Raw genomic sequence first — 21,818 nt, forward strand, 5'->3', positions numbered from 1 at the left:
ATCTTTTTATATTTTTATAAATTATAAATTCAAAATAGAGGCAAATGATTTAACTACTGGTGATTACTGCTGAAGTGGATAAGAGTGAAATACAGTGAATGGATGACTAGGCGGGATATATCAGCAAGATAAAGAGAGGGGATAGGGCATAACAGGTGGGGGGGAGCTAAAGAAGAATAGCTAATTAGTTGTTCACCCCCGCAAAAAAACCAGTTTTGCTTAGATCATAAATGAAAAATTTACAGATAGTACAACTTGAAAATGATATCTTGATCATGGTTTCCGAATTTTTTTCCGAAAATCGTTGCTCCTCCTACGTGTTTTGCATCTTCCTTCACTTCGATCCGAAAGGTCCAACGATCACAATTGGTATCTAAATCCTCAATTGAAACCTGAGACAGCGGGTCACCGTCAATGTAAGTTCCATTGTGGTTTGTAATTCTAATCGTTTTTAGCAATCCGTATTGATTGATATTGTGTGGCCACCATTCCGGTGTGAATTTACCTCTAGCATCAGCGAAGTCTCCGGGGCTCGTCCAAGTCCCTAATTCCAAGCCATTCAAAGAAAAGGTGATGTCTGAAGGCCATACGTCATTAGCAAAGGGGAATTCGGAAGAAAGCTCTAAGCTAATTTCAAATTGCTGTAAGGTTTCCTCTTTTTTTAGGAAATTAGCAATATTATATTGCACATAACCTTGCGTGAACCAGAGAATCTCTGCGTCCACTCTTTTAGAATCCATGAAATACTTAGGTTCGTCTACTCTGCCGATAAACTCCTTATCCGTAGCAAGTCCGCAAGTAGGTTTCAGATCATAATCGGTATAATGACCAATCGGCACTGATGTCTCGTAGGAGGCAAAGGAGTGAAAGATTTTTTTCGGGAAGTTAATCTCAATATGATCCACCCTAAGGATTGAGATTTTTTGCATTCCTGATTTACCAGGCACCTTTTCAGTTTTTATGAGCCCTGCATCTTCTAGTTTTTTAATGTGTTTGGTAACGATAGGACTGCTTATTTTAAGTTCTTCTGCCAAATCTTTGATGTTCATCTTATTTTTGGAGAGCAACTGAATAATTTTGATGCGTACTTCACTCGCTAAAGCTTCGTAAACAACAAGAGAGGATTTGTCGATTTCCAACTGCATTTTACCCACTTCTTTCAAAGTTATTTCATATACTGTAAAGTTTATTAATCTATATATAAAGTAACATGAAAGGTAACCGAAGTAAATATAATATCGCTTTCATCTCCGAGAGATGAATCAAAAGGTTAATTAAACGAAAAAAAATTCTGTTAAGTTTATTTAAATGTTATTGACTACGCTTTCACAATGAATGTATACTAATCTCAAGTTAATCGTTTTCAAAGAAAGTGAACATGAATGGTTATCTTAACATTACAGCTGCAGGGGGAGAGAGTAATGAAAAAGAAATTTGGAGTTTTATTAGCAACGGTTCTAACATTATCGACAGTTTTGGCAGGATGCGGTGGTAAAGATGATAGTAAGACGATTACGTTCTGGACACCGCTGACCGGTGATGACGGTGCTTATATGGATCAAATTGTTAAAAACTACAATGCAACGAATCCCGAAATCAAAGTAAAACATGTTATTACGGCTGATATGTACACAAAAATTTCTACAGTTTTGGCATCTAGCAAAGGTGTTCCTGATTTAGCAATTATCCACGCTGACCGTGTTCCTGGGTTTGTTAAACAAGGTGTACTGGAATCCATGCAAGATACCGTATTGCCAGCACAACCTGAACTGAAAGCTGAAAATTACTTACCACAAGCTTGGAACACTGGTAATATCGATGGAACTCAATACACAGTTCCTCTTGATATTCATAGTAACGTAATGTATTACAATAAAGATTTGCTGAAAAAATATAACGCTGAATCCTTCTTGGATGATAACGTTGTTACTATTGATGAAATGCTTTCCTTACAAGGTAAATTGGATGAAGGCGATTACGTAGTTAATGATGCCTTGCTGGGCTGGGTTATCTTGGCTCAAATTCAAGATTTGGGCGGGGATATCCAAGTCGATGGAAAACCGGCTGTTAATACCCCTGTATTTAAACAAGCGTTTGAAAATGTTAAGAAAATCGCTGATGCTGGCCTGATGACTCCATTTGGTGAAGACGGTTACTTGATGTTCCAATCTCAAAATGTACTTTTCTCGACAGACGGAACTTGGAGTTCTACAGCACATGCTGGGGTTGAAGGCTTGAACTTTGGCGTGACCAATGTTTATTCTCCTACTCCTGATAAATTCACCAACAGATCTTCTTCTCACTTGTTCGCTATGTTGAAAAATGATAAGAGAACAGACGAAAAAGAAGTGGGTATTGCTAACTTCTTGGAATATGTTCGTACGAATTCGATGGAATGGGCAAAAGCTGGACAAAACGTAGCAAGTAACGTAGTTAACCAAAGCCCTGAGTACAAAGACTTTATGCAATCCTTCTTTACATCTGATGAAAAAGAAATCGAATCCCTATACATTTACACCTATGAATACTACCCATACATTGCGGAAGCTGTAGATACTTACTGTGCGGATATCGTGCGTGGCAACGTTGATATTGATGAGACTTTGGCAACGATGCAAAAATTTGTTGAAGATAAAATTGCGGAAAGCAGCAGTGCAGCAAAATAAAGCAAAATAGAATAGATTGTACGAAGTAATGTGCCATGTTATGGTGCATTACTTTGTGCAAAAGGAGAAATGAATTCCTATGAAAAAGAAAATCAATTGGGCACCTGCTTTCTTTGTAGGTCCGCATGTCATTTTGTTTGCTGTCTTCATTTTATTGCCAACGATTTATGGGATTTATGCTTCATTTACAAAATGGAATTTAATGAGTGATCCGGTATGGGTAGGCTTTGATAACTATAAGGCTATTCTTTTTGACAACAGTTCAACCTTTCATACTCAATTTTTCAGAGGCCTAAAAAATACATTGATTTTCGTTGCTATGTCTGTTCCGTTGCTGATTATTATTCCATTAATGGTCGCGGTGGCGTTGGAACATAAAAAAGTTAAAATGAAGAGCTTAATTCAATCTATTCTTTATATTCCTGGCTTGATTTCAATTTCTGCGGCCGCACTGATTTGGCTGTTGATCTTTAATAAGCAACTTGGGATCACTGGTAATCTATTTGGATCACAAATTGCTTGGCCTGCAAATCAACCCTATGCGTGGATTATTATCATTGTAATTACTTTATGGGGTGGTATTGGGGGCAACATGATTATCTATCGCGCTTCCTTAAGTGGCGTTTCTCAAGAGTTATATGAATCGGCTGAGCTCGATGGTGCGGGTTCTATTAAAAAATTCACTAGTATTACCTTGCCATCTATTCGTTTTCCATTAATTTATACCTTTGTTATGACAACTGCGGGTGCCTTTAATGTATTCGGCCAACCGTTAATGATGACCGATGGCGGACCTCGACAAAGTACACACGTTCTAATGATGTATATTCGTCAATTAGCTTTCGGTAACGGTGAGTCCATCGCCGGGATGGCATCAGCTATGGCAGTTTTACTGGGATTAGTTATTTTGGTGATCTCAGCGCTGCAATATTTTGTAATGAACCGAAATGCTTCATAGGTTCGCAGAAACTAATTGACTAACAAGGAAATGGAAAAGGTAGGTGTACTAAAATGTCAAACCAGGCAGTAAATCCAGTTGTAAATACAACAGGCAAAATAAAAGGCTCCTCCAGTGTAAGTATTTCAAAATATATTTCCTATATATTTCTAGGTATCCTATGTGTGATTTGGATCATTCCTGTTATATTCGGGATTTCCACCTCATTTAGATCACAAACGGAAGTAGTATCCTCGGGCTTTAGACTATTTCCTAAAGAGTGGGTCTTTGAGAACTACGTTACGATCCTAAACAATACTTCTACAGCTCCAATTCTACGTTGGTTAGGTAACTCATTGTTTATTGCCACATCTCACACCATTCTGGTTGTTATTGTTATTTCGATTACAGGTTTTGGTTACACCCGTATTAAGTTTAAAGGAAGAGACACATTGTTCTTCACTTTGCTGGGGATCTCCTTCTTTCCGGGTGTTGTTAACTTGATTCCTTCTTATAAAATCATTGACTCCTTTGGTTGGGTGAATACTTCCTGGGCTATGATTATCCCTGGTCTTGCGGGTATGGGTAATATCTTCTTGGTCAGACAGTTTATGAACGGTATCCCAAAAGAATTAGATGAATCGGCTAAAGTTGATGGTGCTAGTGACTTTAGAATTTTCGCGCAAATTATATTGCCGTTAGTTAAACCAATATTGATTGTTTGCGGATTGTTCTCCTTTACTGGATCTTGGAATGACTTCCTCTGGCCGGTTATTGTGTACACAGATGTAGACAAAATGCCAATTACCGCTGGATTGCTCTTATTGCAAGACATCTACGGAAACTATCGTATGATCGGACAATTAATGGGCTCGGCAATCATGGCGATTATTCCAACATTGCTGCTATTCGTTTTTGCACAAAAATACTTTGTTCAATCCATCAACCTGAATTCGGGTATCAAAGGTTAGATCGAATGAACTTAAACTTAAATACACCTTGACTTCTTATAAGGAAGGGTGTGTTTTGGTGACCTGCAAATATAAAAAAAGAGATAAATATAGGAGTTGTCATTGTGAGAGAATTTAATGTGAAAAATCCACTAGTTGAGCAACGAGCAGATCCTTGGATCTATAAACATACTGACGGGTACTACTATTTCATAGCTTCAGTTCCAGAGTTCGATAGAATTGAGCTTCGCCGTTCTGAATCCATTCAAGGATTAGCTGAGGCTGAAGGGAAGACCATTTGGGTTAAGCATGAAACGGGCTTGATGAGTGCTAATATCTGGGCGCCAGAGATTCATTATATTGATGGAAAATGGTACGTGTATTATGCAGCTGCACATACCTCTGATACGAAAGATGGTTTATTTGATCATCGCATGTTTGCACTAGAAAACTCATCCGCAAATCCTTTAGAGGGTGAATGGGTGGAAAAGGGTCAAATAAAAACAAAATGGGAATCTTTTGCCTTGGATGCAACAACTTTTGAGCATAAAGGAGTTAGATATTACGTTTGGGCACAAAAAGATCCTGCTATCCCTGGCAATTCAAATATTTATATTTCCGAAATGGAGAACCCTTGGACACTAAAAGGCGAGCAGGTGTGCATCACCACTCCTGAATACGATTGGGAAAAAATCGGATTTTTGGTGAATGAAGGCGCGGCAATCCTTAAGCGTAATGGACGCATTTTCATGACTTTCTCAGCTAGTGCAACAGATCACAACTATTGTATGGGATTGTTGACTGCTGATGAGAATAGTGATTTGATGGATCCAAAATCATGGGTCAAGACACCTGAACCTGTGTTTACGACTTCTGAGGAAAACGGCCAATATGGTCCGGGACATAATAGCTTCACTGTCTCTGAGGATGGCACACAGGATATCCTTGTTTTCCATGCTAGAAGCTATAAGGAAATTGTCGGTGATCCGCTTTACGATCCGAATCGTCACGCACGTGTGCAAGTAATCCAGTGGAATGAAGACGGAACGCCAAACTTTGGTGTACCTAGACCGGATACGAAATAAAAAGGGATTTGTCGCATAAAACAACAGAGCAATGATTCTCCCAGAGGTGGAGAAACACTGCTCTGTTGTTTTTTATAAGAGTCATAGTTATAACCCTCCTGAGGCTTAAGGACTCAGCAGACGCTATTTGCAAATTTTTGGACATTTGAGCAAGGTTGCGGACCCCAGTGCAGCTATTCCTTTAGAAAAGGTTCATTTTTGCTGTTCTTCAAGCCAATAACGACTTTAGGGTCCGTTAGGTACACAAATTTGTGATAAAGTTGCATTTAAGGTCAACGCTGTCCGATAGTTGCTTCGGGAACGCGTAAAAGCAAGATGATCAAATGAGGTACTCTTATAATGGAAGATCCCGTCTTCTGAACAGCTCTACTCCCAAGGAAAAGGTGAACACTCCGATCAACAGCAGCCAACTGGAGACCTGAATAATCTCCACGTTGCCCTGAACGATTTCCCCGGGTTGATAGAAGGAGAATAAGGTTAGGAAACGCAGTCCTTCCAGTTTGTCGCTTATTTTACCGAGTAGATCCAGAGTGAAAAATCCGAAGGCGATGGCGCCGGAAATTCCGAGCGCTTTTTTCTCGTCATTACATACAGAGGACACGAGAAAGGTAAGGCCGCCTACCGCAAAAAACAATAAAAACGCCACGGTATTCAGCTGAGCGAAGCGACCACTGTTAAAGTCATATTCACTGCCAAGGAACCATGCTTTACCTAATAATCCGGCGAGGGTGGTTACACCCATAATTAAGAGTAATGCTGTAGTGAGAACAAGTGCCTGCGTGGTAGCGACTTTTCTCCGTGTAGTTGGGGCTATGAGCAGATAGGCCATGGAGCCGTGATCCACGAGTCGAGCCATAAGCTGCGTTGACATTTGCACACAAACTATGGATAGAATCAGAACTAGTATAAGTCCATAATATTCTCCGGAGATAAAAGCTTCAGCACTGGTAAATCCGCTATTTAATCCAAAGGCTTTACCCACACCCTCTGGCATCGCCTTAATAAGGTCATCAATTGCTTGTGTGCTCCCCGCAATCCCAGGATAAAGCCAGATCATAAACAGAATATAGAAGGCAGAACCAAAGGCGTAATTCAATATTCCTTTCAGGTTCACTCGCATCATTTCCTTATAGAGCGGAAGATTCATTGCACTGCCCCCTTGCGGTCATAATAGTCCATGAAGATGTCCTCCAGATTCTGCGTGAATACGTCGATGCTGCGGACATTGTATTTTCCAGTTTCCCGGATGAATCGGTCATAATTGCCCTGCACAGCTATGCGGACCCTATTTCCCTCGTGAGCTTCCACTTGTAGGCCGGAGGCGGCAAAATTCACTGCATCTTCACTATTCGCAAAAATGACCTCAAACAGCTTCCGTTGCATCGATTGCAGTTCATGAATATTTTTTACGGTGATAATCCGTCCGTCTTTGATAATTGCGGCGCGGTCACAGGTGCGTTCAATTTCTTGAAAGCTGTGTGAGGACATGAGAAAGGTAGTTCCGGCTGATTTTTCCTCCAGTACCAGATCAATAAATACCTTTTGCATGAGCGGGTCGAGACCCGAGGTAGGTTCATCCAGAATAATAACGTCAGGACTGTGCATAAAAGCAGCGACGATTCCGACCTTTTGCTTCATTCCCTTTGACATTTTTCGGATCGGAGTGGTGGCATCAAATTGCAAACGTTCAATCAGCTGCTCGCGTTTGGTAGTATTTTTGATTCCCTGCATGGCTGAGATAAATTTAAGGAAAGAAAGACCCGTCATCCCATCAAAAAAGTTGATTTCACCGGGTAAGTAGCCGATATGCTTCTGGACTGTCCCTTGTGCCTTCCATACATCAAGCCCATGGATACTCGCAAGCCCTTGATCTGGTTTCATAAAACCCATGATATGCCGTATGGTCGTCGATTTACCCGCACCGTTAGGACCTAGAAATCCAAAAACCTCGCCTTTATTTACGGTAAATGTTACATCTTCGATTCCTTTGCCATTCGAAAATCGTTTAGTTAAGCCTTCTACTACCAGCATGCTGCCACCCCCGCCGCAAAATAATGAACTATTATGAATCAGATATTTCATATGTTATATTATTCCTAGTGGTTAATGAAGTCAATATAATTATGAAATAATTGAAATGGAATATTTCATTAAATTTGAATATGCATACTTAATAACGAAGTTAGGGTGGAAGCTATGAATGGATTTGAGAAGAGAGCAGCACAGATTAAACTCAAAATTATGAAAACTACCATGGAGATGCTCAAGAACTGGGAACCGAAACGTCTACGGATCGCTGATATTGCGAAAGAAGCAGGGGTCTCTCAGGTGACGATTTATAATTATTTTGGCAGTAAGGAAGCGCTGCTTAGTGAGTCTTTTAAGGACTTTGTTCAGAAGGAAATTCAGGAATTTGAAGATTACATTTATCAAGAGCATTCTCTAAAGGAGATTATTGGTTACATTCTAACCATGGAGAGGGAAACTTACAGCGGTTTATCTCCCGCAACTGTGAAGGAGCTTATGGTTGAGGATCAAGAAATGTTCCATTATATTGAGGAACGATATGCGAATGACATTTTGCCGGTGCTGGTGAAGATGGTCGAGGATGGGAAAGCGCGGGGAGAAATCTCAAATAAAGTATCCACCAAAGGGATACTTTCACTAATGGGGATGTATATGCGTAATGCGGGTGAACTTCTAGACGAAGCTAGCAAACAGGAAGATATGGATGCCTTCATCGAGGAAGCCATCCATATTTTCTTCTATGGCATTTGCGGGAAAGAGTAAGGGGAGCTTGAGCTGCGAGAGCATCACCCTTAATTGATCAGGTGAACAGCGGATTTCCAGTCATGCCGACCCAAAGAGCGGATTGTTCAAGCTGGGCAGCAAGCTGAAGCAATAAATCTTCACGGCCTTTGTTCGCCATGACTTGAACGCCTAGCGGAAGGCCATTTGCTGACTTATGGACGGGCACGCTCATTGCAGGCTGGCCTGTCAGATTTGCGAGCTGTGTGAACGGTGTATAGGTTAGGCTTGACTCAAACATCTCGTAAATTAAGCGGCTCTGTTCTTCTTTTGGCAATTCGTTTACGTGCAGCAGCTTTGCTATCTCTGCAGGTTTATGCGTTAATTCACCAATTTTGGGAGCAGAGTTTGCATTCGTAGGTGTTATATATAAGTCGTAATGATTAAACAGTTCCGCCATTTGGGCGGCTGCAACGTCCCATTCATCCAGACTATGTACGAATTCGGCCGCTGAAACATTTTTTCCGGTCTCACCAAGGACCCACGTAATGATATCGACATCGTCAGCAGTTATGGAACGTCCCATATTTCTCTCCAGGGAGACGAACATCGCTGCTACCTCTCCGGCATTCATCGTATAGTAGTTCTCCATCAGTCTTGTGCCATTCACAGGACTTTCTATTTCTTCAACCGCATGTCCTTCAGCTTCGAGCCATTTCACGGTTTTGAGAACAGCATTTACGGCCTCTTCAGAGACAGGCGTACCTACTGGGGAAGCCGTCGTAAATCCAATTCGTAGTTTACGTTGCGTAGGCTTAAACAGATCATCCAGATATACGCCCGGGTATAACGGGGTCTGGAAGGCGGCTTCCGGCTGCACAACCTGCAGCAGATCTAACATAGCAGCGCTATCGCGAACGGACCGGGTTAAGGCAAAATCAATAGAAGCCCCTTGCCATTGACGGCCGACTCCGGGTCCTACTGGTGTGCGCCCGCGCGTGGGTTTAAGTCCGAATAGGCCTGTGAATGAGGCGGGAATACGGATGGACCCACCACCATCACTGGCTCCCGCTACTGGAACAATACCAGAAGCTACAGCCGCCGCGGCTCCGCCACTTGAACCTCCAGGAGAATATTCGAGATTCCAAGGATTACGAGCAGGGCCATGGAGGACATTCTCTGTAATGTTTTTTAAGCCGAACTCGGGTGTATTCGTATGTCCAAGTGGAATAAAGCCGGCTTTCCTAATCCGTGCAACATAATTTGAATCCCACCGTGCGACATTGTTCTTCATCAGCATAGCCCCACAAGTGATGGGCTCGCCAGCGATAGATTGGGAAATATCTTTTAATAGAAACGGAACGCCAGCAAACGGCCGAGTGTTATCCTGAACAGGCATCTCGTCGGCTTCTCTAAGAGCAGCTTCACGACGGGTGCGCACCACCGCATTTATGACTGGATTGACCTCATCTAACCGAGCAAAGGCGGCTTCGACCAGCTCACAAGGTGAAATTTCACGTGCTTTGACAAGTGAAGCAAGTCCTAGAGCGTCATAGGTAGAGTAAGAAAAGGACAAATTAGATACCCACTTTCAATTTAGGATGATTATTATATTATACATCCCATTAGTTATTTTTTGAAAATGGGTAATCTGACATCTATCAATTCTTTTTTACGTCATATTAGGCTATACTTAGTGTTAAATGATTTTATGGGGTGTACTGATGAACGAAGAGAAATATCAGAATGTGGATGGTTTAATGGAGGCTTTCCAACAATTCGCTAGAATGAACTGGCGTAAAACCACGATTTGGGGCTTGAAGCCAAGTGAGGTCCGGATGTTGGTTTCTTTAAAGCTTGGTAAAGAACGGGAAGGGAAGAAGGGACAGACGGTTTCGGAGATTAGCAAGTTTCTGAAAGTCACCTCTCCTACGGTTACCCAAATGCTCAATAGTCTGATTGCACAAGGATATGTGGTGCGTACTTCTGATGCACAGGATCGCCGAGTTAGTGAGATCACGCTTACGGAAAAAGGGGAGCATCTGGCTGAGATGGCTGTAACGAAATCCCGGAATACCTTTAAAGGTATGATCGATTACATGGGCAAAGAACAGACGGATACGTTAATGGAGCTGTTAAACGGAGTCTATGTTTACTTCGAAGAATTGAACGATCAACCAAACGAATCCTAGCCCTTCCTATAAAAAAAGAGATGCCGCACAGCCTAAGCTGTTTACGGACATCTCTAATGTAAGGTTATTTGTGATTAATGTGCAGCAGGCACAGATTTTTCGAGTTTTTTACTCCCGTTTTTATCCTCTGCGTGTGTCTCCATTTTTTTCTCTCCACTACGTAATGGAATCTCTTTAAGGAACAGAACGAGCAGTGCTGCGATAACTAACAGCGCCGTACCACTTAAGAACACAACTGTCAGGGAATCGCTTAGTGCGTTCCGCAGCATCTCAATCAATTGATTGAAGAGCGGCTGAATTTGCTCTGGCAGTGTTGCATGCAATTCTTTAAGCTTAGGCTGATCTAGCAGCATTTGAGGATTCATAAAGGCAGAAAGCTGTTTAGCGGATTCAGGATCAAGTTTGGATAAATCCGGACCTTTGCCAGAGGACACCGCTGCCTCTAATTTTTTCGTTAATGAGGAGTTCATAATGGTACCCATGATGGCAATACCTATGGTTCCACCTAAATTACGGAATAAAGTATTTGTAGCAGTAGCAACACCTAGCATTGAAGGCGCTACAGCATTTTGTACGGTTAGTGTAAATACAGGCATCGATAGTCCTAACCCAACCCCGAAGATAATCATGCTGACTACAGCCGTAGCAATGTTACTCATAAAGGCCATTAATATCATGGCTACAACCATGAATGGCATCCCCATTAGAGCATAACGTTTATATTTTCCTGTTTTGGAGATCCATCTTCCCACTAAAGTACTTAGTACAATCATAGTAAGTGACATTGGCATATTGATAAAACCAGATTTAGTTGGGGAGACGCCCTCTACCCCTTGCACGAAGAAAGGCAGGTAGATCATTGCGCCCATCATACCGGCATTCATCAGGAAGCCGACAATCATTGAGATGGATACGATGGAATTTTTAAATAAGGATAATGGCAATACTGGGCTTTTAGCTTTACGTTCAATCAGAATCAGGATAATCAGACCCAGAATGGAAGCCCCAAACAAGCCGAGAATCTCCGGAGAACCCCAGTCATATTTTGTTCCTGCCCATGAAAAGCCGAGCAAGAGCGCAACAATGGTCAGGGAAAGGAAAATGGAGCCTAAGTAGTCGATGGACTCAGATGTAGAACGCGTGGTTTTAGGGAACATTTTCAAAATCATAAAGAAGGCCACGATCCCGAAAGGTAAGAAGATCCAGAAGATCCATTTCCAAGCCATGTGATCTACCATGAATCCGCCAAGGGTAGGACCAATTACGCTGGAGAAACCAAATATCGCCATCATAATTCCAGTCCACTTGGCTCTCTCTCTTGGAGCGAACAAATCACCTACAGCGGTTACGGTAGCCGACATTAGAATCCCGCCGCCTAGACCTTGTATCCCGCGATAAGTGATCATTTGAAAAATGTTGGTCGACAATCCGGATAGGAAAGCACCTATAATAAAAATGACAATCCCTGATAACAGGAAGGGCTTTCTTCCGTAAATATCGGATAACTTACCGACAAGTACGGTAGCAATGGTTGAGGTGAGCATATAGATGGTAATTACCCAGGTATAATGTTCAATACCTCCAAGCATCGCAATAATTCGGGGCATTGCTGTGCCCACAATCGTCTGGTTGATTGCTGCGAAAAACATAGCCGCCATTAAAGCAATCATAATTGTAACTTTCTTTTTCTGAGTGAGATGCTCCAGAGCAGTTCCTCTCCTTTAACTTCTATATATTGTAGTTTGGGAATTCATGTCGTAATAATTAGGTAGCCAAACTATCATTTATGTATAATACACAAATTCATCAATTAGCACAACAGGTTAATTATTAAATTTTAATTTAAAGAGAATTTGAATTTGACTTGATTTTTTGGGAATAGGTAAGTAATCTAATTAGATTGAGGTATATTGGAGGTGCCCTATGGATACCCATGACAATCAAGAGCAGAAGCTGATCATAGCCCTTGAAAATATAAAGCGTCTGACTGCTCGCCCCTACTCGATTGATGTAGTATCGTATAGAGAGTTTGTTATGATGTACGTCATTCACACTGTAATGAAGCAAAAGAAAGCCACTGAAGGTGACAAACAGCACCGGGGAGTTATGATTTCTAAATTAAGTGACCTGCTCCAGATAAGTAGACCTACTGCCACGCAAATGGCAAATACGTTGGAGGAAAAAGGTTACGTAGTGCGTACAACATCCGATACAGATCGTCGGGTCGTATATATCTGTCTGAGTGAGCTTGGAGAGCAGATTTATAGCAGGCAGATGGCATCCTATTCCGGCATTTTGAGTGAAATCACGCAAAAGGTCGGTAAGGAAGAGATCGACCAGCTGATCTTTTTGTGCGATCGTTTTCAAGAAGCGGTGCATGAGGTCAGAAGCCGTCATTTTTTTCCACAGTCGGATGAGGAGCCATTAGTTATAGATTCAGTATAGAAAGCCCAACATCAAAAGATATTCCTGCAGACCTGCGGGAACATCTTTTTTTGCATCTTAGAGCAAGGAGTGATTATCATCAGAATATTAGCAATTAGTGACATTCACGGAAGTTATGTAGAATTCAATGCCCTATTATCAAAAGTGAATTATCGCCCGGCGGAGGATAAGCTTATTTTAATGGGAGATTATGTGGATAGAGGTCTGGACAGTAAAGGAATTGTGGAGCAAGTGATGACTCTGCAGCAAGAATGTGGAGCGATAGTTCTCAAAGGAAATCACGATAAAATGGCTTGCGATGCGCTCACCAGCGAAGATGATAAATTGGATACCCATTGGCTAACTAACGGCGGATTTCATACACTGATGAGTTATTGCGAGGCGGGCTACGAAGGTTTGCAGAAGGATTTTGGCTGGAAGGATTATATGCAGCTAAAAGAAAAAATTAGGCGGGACTATAGACATCATATAGACTTTCTGAGCACATTGCCGCTTTATCATGAGACGGAAGAACATATTTTTGTTCATGCAGGCATTAATCCATTAATAGAGGATTGGAAACAGCAGGACCCTTATGATTTTATCTGGATTAGAGACCCCTTTTATAAGAATCCGGTAGTTAGCACTAACAAAACGGTTGTTTTCGGTCATACTTCGACGATGGATCTGCATGATTCAGAAGAAATCTGGTTTAGTCCACTGGGAGATAAAATTGGGATAGATGGCGGCTGTGCATATGGCAAACGACTAAATTGCTTGGAGATTTCCGCAGGGAAATACATAACGCATTTTGTTCGGAATGGTGAGACGCTTTGAGCGTTCTCCCATTTTTTTTAGAATAGTAATGAATTAAACGTTAACTATGTATAAAATAAAGATAGGAGGGGTGCAAATAGGTGAATGCGAACAACAAATATCATATCCTCATGCAAGGGGCCATCAGCAAGAATGTGAGCGAAACCTGTAAGGAGTTTGGCATTTCCCGGACGATCTATTATAAGTGGTCTAAAGCTTATCAACAACATGGAATGGATGGACTTGGGGAGAAGAAAAGAAAGCCGGTAATGCCTAATAAAGTAGATAAGAGAACGGAAAGATTGATCTTGGAGTACGTCGCCAGATTTCCTGAGGATGGGCCTAAACGCATCTTTTATGAACTGCAAGATGAAGGTATGCAAATCGGGGAATCCGGTATTTATAATGTACTACGTCGAAACGGACTAAATAAACGAATAGAACGTGAAGCTTACGCCAATCAAATCAAAGCAAAGAAGAGGAATGGCGCACAATCCACTCACACTAAAGGATTTAAAGAGAAACGGAAAATACTAGATTATAAGATGAAGAATCCGATAAATGCTCATCCCGGGTATATGTGTCAGCAGAGTATTAGCTATTTGGGAGTTTTCCCGAGGGTCGGAAAGGTATATCAATATGTAATTTATGATGCCTACTCCAGACTAGGTCTAGTTAAGCTATACAATCGGAAATCTACCATTCATTTTATAGATTTTATGCATCTGAAAGTTCTCCCATTGATGAAGACATTAGATTTTCATATCGATAATCTGGTTACGAACAAAAGCCGTGAATTCATTACGAACTGGGACAGAGGAAAACATAAATATAGTGAATTTTTACATAAGAACAATATTAATCAAGTCGCTATAACGGTAGACCAAACAGAGATATTTCAGCCCTTGCAGCAATTTGCGGCGGTGTTGACCAAAGAATTCTACCAGCAGGCTTGGGTAGATGATACGATAGATTCCTTTGAAATTTTAGAAAAGCGCTTACATGAATACTTGAGAACCTACAACTTCAACAGGCAAATTACAGACGGACCTAATCAAGGTAAAATACCATCGGATGTCGCACTTGCCTATACGGGACAACGAGAAACTTTGCCATTATGGTTATTTACAAGGAGATAACGGATGATGACAAACACAAAGAATAAAGACCGAATTGGAATCATCGGTGCAGGGATTTCTGGGGTTACGGCTGCTTATGAATTAGCGAAAAAAGGATATACCAACATTACCCTCATGGAGAAGTCGGATAGAGTAGGAGGAAAGTGTCATTCTATTGAGTACAAAGGAAAAAGTTATGAAATGGGGACGCTAATCGGCCTGCCTACCTATAAACATACGATGGATTTTATGAGAGATTTTGATCTTATGGATAGGGGACCATTGTTAGAACGTGGATTTTTTGATAATAATGGGAGAAAAACTTCACAAATTCCCATGGAGCAGATAGAGGCGTTTACACAAGAATTCAAACGATTGCCGGATATTCTAAAACGCTATGAGTCTCTCCAAGAACCGGGTTTTCTCCACTTACCGCCAGATTTATGTCAGCCATTTTCGCAGTGGTGTGTAGAGAATAAGCTGTCTGTCCTTGAGCAGGTCTACATGCATTATTTTAATACTTTTGGATTCGGTGGTATCCATAATGTGCCCGCTGCATATGTGCTGAAATTTCTAAGCTATGATAATCTGTTGTCGTTTATTGAAATTACTCATATGATAACCTGGCCTAAGGGTGTTACTGAGCTGATTAGACGAATGGCCGACCAAGTAAACGATCTACGCCTGACTTGTGAAGTGCTTTTTATGGAGCAAGAACAAGATGGGCAGGTTCGAGTAGAGACGAGTCAGGACATCTTTTATTTTGACAAGGTCATTTATACAGCAGCTTTAGAGCAAATGGGCGATACAGTTAGCCTGTCAAGTGAGGACAAAACTTTATTAGCGAATATAACCTATGAATGGTTTAGGGTATATGCGTATAGAGTGAAGGGGTTGCCGGAGCTTTCTGGCTATATCCCCCGGAATATGTACCCTGAACGTAAAGGGCATATGATGGCATGGTACTATCGGTGGGCAGATATGGGAACTACGGATCTAGTTACGGTTTATGTAGCAGAGAATGAAGCTATGACTGATCTGGAAATGCGAGAGACGGTAGAAAATAAACTTCGCGAGCTGGGCGGAGAGAGCATTCGACTATATATGATGAAGCGTTGGAGGCATTTCCCACATGTGGATTCTAATGCGCTACATGAGGGATTTTATGAACGGGTTGATCAGATGCAGGGGAAAAACAATATCTATTTAGCTGGAGAAATCATGAACTTCCCTACACTTGAGAATTGTATTATATACGCGAAACACTTGGTTGAACGATTCTTTTGAATAACATTAAAGAGGAACCTTGTCCACAAAGAAATTTGTCGACAAGGTTTTTTTACATTCAAGTTAGGTTTGCAGTATATAGTTCTATAGACATGTATTCTAATAGATCTCTCAGAAGAAAGGTAGAAAGTTTGGCGAATTCTAGTGCTGGGGTTGTGTAAACTCAACTTGAAATGAAACTAAAAAAACACTGATAAATCAACGTTTTAAGCGATTTGATCGTTTAAAGAGGGATGGGCTATATTGGACCTGAGACACAGATTACATACACCAACCTACAAGGAGGAGTAAAACATGTTTTTATTCGAATCGATTCCCTGGTACTCTGCGCTAATGTGGTTAGTAGTACTAGCAGGATTAATGTTTGTAAATGAAATCGCACGGAAGAGCAAGTGGTTCTCAATCATTCTGTTTATAGTTGTCCCTATTGTTCTTACCATAGCGGTTTGGCCAAATACGGCAGGAGAAGGCTCCAGTACTGGAACATGGTTTCACTGGGTAAAAGTATATTCTGCTTTGGCAGGATGTATAGGGTTTATGGCTATCCGTTATGTTAAAGGATGGGACAAAAATAAATATATATTAATGTTCCCGGCTATTATCCTTGCAGTTAACATTCTTGAAGCAGTTATTCGTGATTTCCAAGTGTACAGCTTGCAAGGTATGGTGGATGGCGTAATGATGGTAGGTGGTCCTTGGAACATTATGAACGGGATCGCAGGTATTCTGAACATTATTACGATTTCTGGTTGGATGGGTATTGTGATCAGTAAAGATAAGAGTAAAGATATGTTGTGGCCTGACCAGCTTTGGTTCTGGATCATTGCTTATGACATTTGGAACTTTGCCTATGTATATAATGCAGTTTCTGACCATTCCTTCTATGCAGGTGCAGCATTGTTGATCTCTTGTACCATCCCGGCGTTCTTCTTTAAAAAAGGGGCATGGCTGCAGCATCGTGCACAGACTTTGGCGATTTGGATGATGTTTACGATGTCGTTCCCGGCGTTTGTTGGTGAGTCAAAGTTCTCTGTACAATCCTCTCATAGTGAAACCGCTCTGTGGATAGTAAGTGCATTATCTTTAGCTGCTAATATTGCAGTGTTTGGTTATCATTTCTATAAAATCATCAAGCATAAACGCAATCCGCTTAAAGAGGAAGTTTATACGGATTTAGCTGCTTATAAAGCTATTGCAGAGGGTGCGAATTAATAGAGACATTATAGTAATAGTGATAGAAGTTCCTCCTGCTTAAAGGGGGAACTTCTTTTTGTGAAAAGTTCTAATTATCAGAGCCCCATATCCGCCCGTTGCTGCGCACGAAATGTTTTCCTTTTTATACAAAGCAAAAGACAAGTCAGTAATAAGACACATAATAAAGTTGCCGTATATGTGAAATTGCTGTTCCAAAACACTATCTGAATATTCATTAATGAGTGAACGCCGATCACGAAAAATAAATTTCGGGTTAAGATATAGAGTAGAGCGAATATAATTCCTAGAATTAGAAGCATGATAAAATCATAAACAAACTCCATTCCAACTAATCCTGAGTAAATCCGGTTTGGGATATGTATGGCGGCAAAGATCGATTGTGAAATTAGCATTGCAGAGATCATCCGTGTAGTTTTGTTGTTGATTTTTTTTAAGCATAGATAGATTTGAACGAGCAGGAAGCCGCGAAATAAGATTTCTTCCAATAAAGCATTTCCCAAGACTTGACCTAGAATTTCACCGAAAACTAAATTTGAATGGCTGAAGATAGCATTGTTAAGTGTTAGCTCTGAGTGATTCAGGTGTACCATACACAAATCTACTATATTTATAGCGAGCCAAAACAGAAAGGTACCCAGCAGTCCGGCTCTTAATTTTTCTATTTTTAACCCAAAATCCCGGGGCGAAACTTTAGCTATCAGAATCAAAAAAATAATTACTTCTAAGAGAAGCCCAACTAGATTGGCGGCTAACGTTTCATTGATCCAGTGGTTTGTGTTTTTGGCAATAAAACTTAAATATCCATGCTCAAAAAGGATGAGATTAACCGCAAGAGTAAAGATAATATGAATAAAAATGAGGCTCGCTATAAAAAGGTAGTGTGTAGGCTTTGCTTCAAAAATCGATGATAGATTGAACTCCTTGGAGTGAAGCATCGACGGCAGTCCTCCTGATACAAAATATTCCAAATTAACCTTAGATTTCACTATATCCTTTTTGAGTCCAAGTTTACTGTTACAAAAATCATGTGTTATTCTTCACATTCGCCCATCCCCAGATTGACAGAAGCAAGGGCACTGGCTATACTTGAAATGTTAAAATGCAAATCGGACAAATCGTTGATGAAAATGAAGTACACCGGAGGATGGCTTGATCAGAGAAAAGGTTCCTTTACGAAACGTTTCGTAATGGCTGTGAGAACCTTGAAGACAGGCCGGTGGAAAGCTAATTTCGGAGTGTGAGATCAATGCTCACCGGGGGCGCCCGTTATCAGCCGCGACAAGGCGATCGTCTGCAATTGTCCCATTAGTGGGGTCAAGGCGATAACCAGGGTGGTACCGCGATATTAATCGTCCCTGAATTATTCAGGGGCGTTTTTTTGTTTTTATTTTTTAGGTATTTTGTAATTTCCGGTGTAAATGCCGAAGTAAAAAGATGAGACGGGAGCTGTAAATGATGAAAGCAAGTGAAATTCGTTCCAAATGGCTTAAATTTTTTGAAAGTAAAGGTCACAAGATTGAACCAAGTGCGTCCCTCGTTCCTCACAACGATCCTTCGCTTCTGTGGATCAATGCGGGTATGGCACCTTTGAAAGTGTACTTCGATGGCCGGGAGGTTCCAGAAAATCCGCGCCTGACTAACTCACAAAAATGTATTCGTACCAATGATATCGAGAATGTGGGTAAGACACGCCGTCACCATACATTTTTCGAGATGCTGGGTAACTTCTCCATCGGCGATTATTTCAAAGAAGAAGCTATCACATGGGCTTGGGAGTTCCTAACCGGCAAAGAGTGGATCGGCTTTGACCCGGAACGTATTTCCGTAACGGTGTACGCAGAGGATGAAGAGGCATTTAAGCTGTGGAATGAAAAGGTTGGCCTGCCTGCTGAACGCATCATTAAGCTGGGCGACGATAATTTCTGGGATATTGGCGAAGGCCCATGCGGTCCTTGCTCGGAAATCTTTTATGACCGTGGTGAAGCTTACGGCAGTGATATGAGCGATCCGGAAATGTATCCAGGTGGAGAAAATGAACGCTGGTTAGAAGTATGGAACCTGGTGTTCTCACAATTCAACCATAACAAGGATGGCAGCTATACGCCGCTTCCGAATAAAAACATTGATACAGGGGCTGGCTTGGAGCGTTTTGCATCCATTCTACAGGATGTAGATTCCAACTTCGACACTGATTTATTCCAACCTATTATTCAAAAGACAGCACAGCTCGCGGGTGTAACTTATAAAGATAACGTTGAGCAGGATATCGCGCTTAAAGTAATCGCTGACCATGTGCGTACCGTTACTTTTGCAGTAGGGGATGGAGTACTTCCTTCTAATGAAGGACGCGGTTATATTATCCGCCGTTTGCTTCGCCGTGCTGTTCGGTACGGAAAGACCTTGGGTCTGGATCGTCCATTCCTGTATGAGCTGACTGAAACCGTTGGCGAAATTATGGGTGTCTACTATCCATCCGTTGTGGACAACCGCGAATATATCGCAAAGATTATTCGTACTGAAGAAGAACGTTTCCACGAAACATTGTCTGACGGATTGGCTATTTTGGGTGAGATCAGTGCTAAAGCAAAAGCAGAGGGTCTCAGCAATATTGCTGGAGCCGATGCATTTAAGTTATATGATACTTATGGGTTCCCATTTGACCTGACCGAAGATTTCGCAGCGGAGCAAGGTTTAACTGTAGACCGAGAAGGTTTTGATGCGGCTATGCAGGAGCAACGTGACCGTGCGAGAGCTGCACGTCATGATGGCGGCAGCATGAAGATCCAGGGAGGCGCACTAGCAGACCTGACGGTTAAAAGTGAATTTGTTGGATATAATGACTCGGTAACAGAGTCGAAAATCCTGGCTATTGTTGTGGGTGATGAATTGGTAGATGTCGCCGGTGAAGGCGCAGAATGCCAAGTTATTCTTGATACAACACCGTTCTATGCTGAGAGCGGCGGACAAGTAAGTGACACGGGTGTGCTTACTGGGGGTTCAGTTACAGCTAAGGTAAAAGGACTCTTTAAAGCTCCACACGGCCAACACGTACATTTGGTAACTGTGGAAGCGGGAGAATTGAAAGTGGGCGAATCCGTTCGCGCGGAAGTGGATCGTGCGGAGCGTGAAGATATCGTGAAGAACCACACAGCTACCCATTTATTGCACAAAGCGCTTAAAGAAGTTCTTGGCGGGCATGTTAATCAAGCGGGATCTTTAGTGGAAGGTGCTCGTTTGCGGTTTGACTTCTCCCATTTTGGAGCGATTACTCCAGAAGAATTGAGCGATATCGAACATCGCGTAAATGCACAAATCTGGCGCGGTCTAGATGTAGTGATTGAGAACAAGCCGATTGATGAAGCTAAAGCAATGGGAGCAATGGCACTCTTTGGTGAAAAATACGGTAATATCGTCCGTGTCGTTCAAGTGGGTGATTACAGCCTTGAGCTTTGCGGTGGTTGTCATGTATCCAACACGTCGCAAATCGGAATTTTCAAGCTGCTTAGCGAAAGTGGCATTGGTTCCGGAGTGCGCCGCATCGAAGCGGTTACCGGACGTTACGCTTACCAGTTCACTGAAAGTCAGCTAGATTTGCTCAAACAATCAGCAGGCCTTCTTAAGTCTTCTCTGAATGACGTTCCGAAACGGATCGAAGCGCTGCATAACCAGGTGCGTGAGCTTTCGCGTGAGAATGAGTCCTTGCAATCCAAGCTGAGTGCTACTTTTGCTGCTGAACTTACAAGCAGTGTGAAGACAGTTGGCGCAGGTACGCAGCTCCTGGCTGTTGCTGTTCAAGCAGGCAATATGGATGCTTTGCGTTCCACAGCGGATGAATTGAAATCCAAGCTTCCGGATGCAGTGCTTGTATTAGGTGCAGCGATGGATGATAAGGTAAACTTTGTAGTATCTGTACCGCAAGACCTGGTGAAGAAAGGTTTCCACGCTGGTAAACTCGTTAAAGAAATTGCAGCGGTTTGCGGCGGTGGTGGCGGCGGGCGTCCAGATATGGCGCAAGCCGGCGGTAAAGATGCTTCTAAGCTAAACGAAGCATTGGCAAAGGCTGAAGAATTGGTAGCTTCCTTAGCCTAAGTTAAAATTACGAAACCATTTCTCTAACTAAACGTATTACGAGAAAACATAGCGGTACTGAGAGTTTGATATCAGTACCGCTACTCTTTATTAGCAGGATGTTAGATATTCATGAATAATTGTGCTTGACAATAGCTTAAAAGCCAAAAATATCATAATTTTTGTAGAGAAAATGCCAAAAAAAGCGTTAATAACGGGCAGGATTTCCTCGTTGGGGCATGAATATGTTATGATAAAGGAAGCAAGCGAGCTGCACAGTAGCAACTTTGCGAAGCCGTCCCAAAAGGCGAT

At 41.8% G+C, this 21,818-nt stretch carries 19 protein-coding genes; 13 read left to right on the top strand and 6 right to left on the bottom strand.

Translation table 11 applies throughout. The features are described from left to right. Positions 1 to 239 precede the first annotated feature (239 nt). Positions 240 to 1,145, bottom strand: a complete 906-nt coding sequence (locus tag NST94_RS07710; protein WP_076126270.1) for an ArsR family transcriptional regulator — start codon at positions 1,143 to 1,145, stop codon at positions 240 to 242. Positions 1,146 to 1,421: 276 nt separating this feature from the next. Between NST94_RS07710 and NST94_RS07715 the strand changes: the two genes are divergently transcribed. The 4 genes from NST94_RS07715 to NST94_RS07730 all read left to right on the top strand — a co-directional run bounded on the left by NST94_RS07715 (position 1,422) and on the right by NST94_RS07730 (position 5,638). Further along, entirely contained in the window at positions 1,422 to 2,666 is a 1,245-nt protein-coding gene (locus NST94_RS07715) for an extracellular solute-binding protein (RefSeq protein WP_076101554.1), read from the top strand. A gap of 79 nt (positions 2,667 to 2,745) precedes the next feature. Further along, the gene (locus tag NST94_RS07720; protein WP_076138280.1) at positions 2,746 to 3,624 is read left to right on the top strand and encodes a sugar ABC transporter permease; all 879 of its coding nucleotides are present in this window, start codon (positions 2,746 to 2,748) and stop codon (positions 3,622 to 3,624) included. A 53-nt stretch (positions 3,625 to 3,677) separates the two neighbouring features. Beyond that, on the top strand, positions 3,678 to 4,574 hold the full coding sequence (locus tag NST94_RS07725; protein ID WP_036675639.1) for a carbohydrate ABC transporter permease: 897 nt from the start codon (positions 3,678 to 3,680) through the stop codon (positions 4,572 to 4,574). 104 nt (positions 4,575 to 4,678) lie between these two features. Continuing rightward, entirely contained in the window at positions 4,679 to 5,638 is a 960-nt protein-coding gene (locus NST94_RS07730) for a family 43 glycosylhydrolase (RefSeq protein WP_076184723.1), read from the top strand. A 334-nt stretch (positions 5,639 to 5,972) separates the two neighbouring features. On the opposite strand, the gene NST94_RS07735 is transcribed toward NST94_RS07730, so the two are convergent. Together NST94_RS07735 and NST94_RS07740 are read right to left on the bottom strand one after the other, a co-directional pair. Further along, positions 5,973 to 6,785 carry an ABC transporter permease subunit gene (locus NST94_RS07735; protein WP_076281115.1) on the bottom strand — a complete coding sequence of 271 codons (813 nt, stop codon included), beginning with the start codon at positions 6,783 to 6,785 and terminating at the stop codon, positions 5,973 to 5,975. Beyond that, positions 6,782 to 7,669, bottom strand: a complete 888-nt coding sequence (locus tag NST94_RS07740) for an ABC transporter ATP-binding protein (protein WP_339282134.1) — start codon at positions 7,667 to 7,669, stop codon at positions 6,782 to 6,784. Before NST94_RS07740 ends, NST94_RS07735 begins: the two co-directional genes overlap by 4 nt. A gap of 165 nt (positions 7,670 to 7,834) precedes the next feature. Here NST94_RS07740 and NST94_RS07745 point away from each other — a divergent pair, with 165 nt between their 5' ends. Continuing rightward, a complete protein-coding gene (locus NST94_RS07745) occupies positions 7,835 to 8,428 on the top strand; it encodes a TetR/AcrR family transcriptional regulator (RefSeq protein ID WP_076126280.1) in 594 nt (197 codons plus the stop codon). 37 nt (positions 8,429 to 8,465) lie between these two features. Here NST94_RS07745 and NST94_RS07750 read toward each other — a convergent pair whose 3' ends face one another. After that, positions 8,466 to 9,962, bottom strand: a complete 1,497-nt coding sequence (locus NST94_RS07750; protein WP_076281114.1) for an amidase — start codon at positions 9,960 to 9,962, stop codon at positions 8,466 to 8,468. A gap of 148 nt (positions 9,963 to 10,110) precedes the next feature. Here NST94_RS07750 and NST94_RS07755 point away from each other — a divergent pair, with 148 nt between their 5' ends. Continuing rightward, positions 10,111 to 10,578: a MarR family transcriptional regulator gene (locus NST94_RS07755; RefSeq protein WP_076126284.1), complete on the top strand. Its 468-nt coding sequence runs from the start codon at positions 10,111 to 10,113 to the stop codon at positions 10,576 to 10,578. A gap of 74 nt (positions 10,579 to 10,652) precedes the next feature. Here the strand turns inward: NST94_RS07755 and NST94_RS07760 are convergent, their stop codons facing one another. Continuing rightward, positions 10,653 to 12,284, bottom strand: coding sequence for an MDR family MFS transporter (locus NST94_RS07760; protein WP_076192880.1), 1,632 nt, complete (start codon positions 12,282 to 12,284; stop codon positions 10,653 to 10,655). Positions 12,285 to 12,501: 217 nt separating this feature from the next. On the opposite strand from NST94_RS07760, the gene NST94_RS07765 reads away from it, so the two are divergent. From NST94_RS07765 to NST94_RS07785, 5 genes are all read left to right on the top strand, one after another. After that, positions 12,502 to 13,023, top strand: a complete 522-nt coding sequence (locus NST94_RS07765; RefSeq protein WP_076126288.1) for a MarR family transcriptional regulator — start codon at positions 12,502 to 12,504, stop codon at positions 13,021 to 13,023. A gap of 69 nt (positions 13,024 to 13,092) precedes the next feature. Then, complete coding sequence (locus tag NST94_RS07770) at positions 13,093 to 13,839, top strand: metallophosphoesterase family protein (protein WP_339281854.1); 747 nt, start codon at positions 13,093 to 13,095, stop codon at positions 13,837 to 13,839. An 80-nt stretch (positions 13,840 to 13,919) separates the two neighbouring features. Next, positions 13,920 to 14,957, top strand: a complete 1,038-nt coding sequence (locus NST94_RS07775) for a helix-turn-helix domain-containing protein (RefSeq protein WP_076126290.1) — start codon at positions 13,920 to 13,922, stop codon at positions 14,955 to 14,957. A 3-nt stretch (positions 14,958 to 14,960) separates the two neighbouring features. After that, positions 14,961 to 16,223 carry an FAD-dependent oxidoreductase gene (locus NST94_RS07780; protein ID WP_076184718.1) on the top strand — a complete coding sequence of 421 codons (1,263 nt, stop codon included), beginning with the start codon at positions 14,961 to 14,963 and terminating at the stop codon, positions 16,221 to 16,223. Between the two features lie 294 nt (positions 16,224 to 16,517). Continuing rightward, positions 16,518 to 17,435, top strand: a complete 918-nt coding sequence (locus NST94_RS07785; RefSeq protein WP_076134042.1) for a DUF5692 family protein — start codon at positions 16,518 to 16,520, stop codon at positions 17,433 to 17,435. Positions 17,436 to 17,512: 77 nt separating this feature from the next. On the opposite strand, the gene NST94_RS07790 is transcribed toward NST94_RS07785, so the two are convergent. Next, complete coding sequence (locus NST94_RS07790; RefSeq protein ID WP_339281855.1) at positions 17,513 to 18,373, bottom strand: type II CAAX endopeptidase family protein; 861 nt, start codon at positions 18,371 to 18,373, stop codon at positions 17,513 to 17,515. 156 nt (positions 18,374 to 18,529) lie between these two features. Between NST94_RS07790 and NST94_RS07795 the strand changes: the two genes are divergently transcribed. Both NST94_RS07795 and alaS read left to right on the top strand, forming a co-directional pair. Continuing rightward, the gene (locus NST94_RS07795) at positions 18,530 to 18,679 is read left to right on the top strand and encodes a hypothetical protein (protein WP_179088335.1); all 150 of its coding nucleotides are present in this window, start codon (positions 18,530 to 18,532) and stop codon (positions 18,677 to 18,679) included. Positions 18,680 to 18,893: 214 nt separating this feature from the next. After that, a complete protein-coding gene (gene alaS / locus NST94_RS07800; RefSeq protein WP_076126297.1) occupies positions 18,894 to 21,527 on the top strand; it encodes an alanine--tRNA ligase in 2,634 nt (877 codons plus the stop codon). Positions 21,528 to 21,818 lie beyond the last annotated feature (291 nt).

Origin of the sequence: Paenibacillus sp. FSL H8-0282, assembly GCF_037963825.1 — a bacterium.
In the GTDB taxonomy this organism is placed as follows: Bacteria; Bacillota; Bacilli; order Paenibacillales; family Paenibacillaceae; genus Paenibacillus_AQ; species Paenibacillus_AQ odorifer.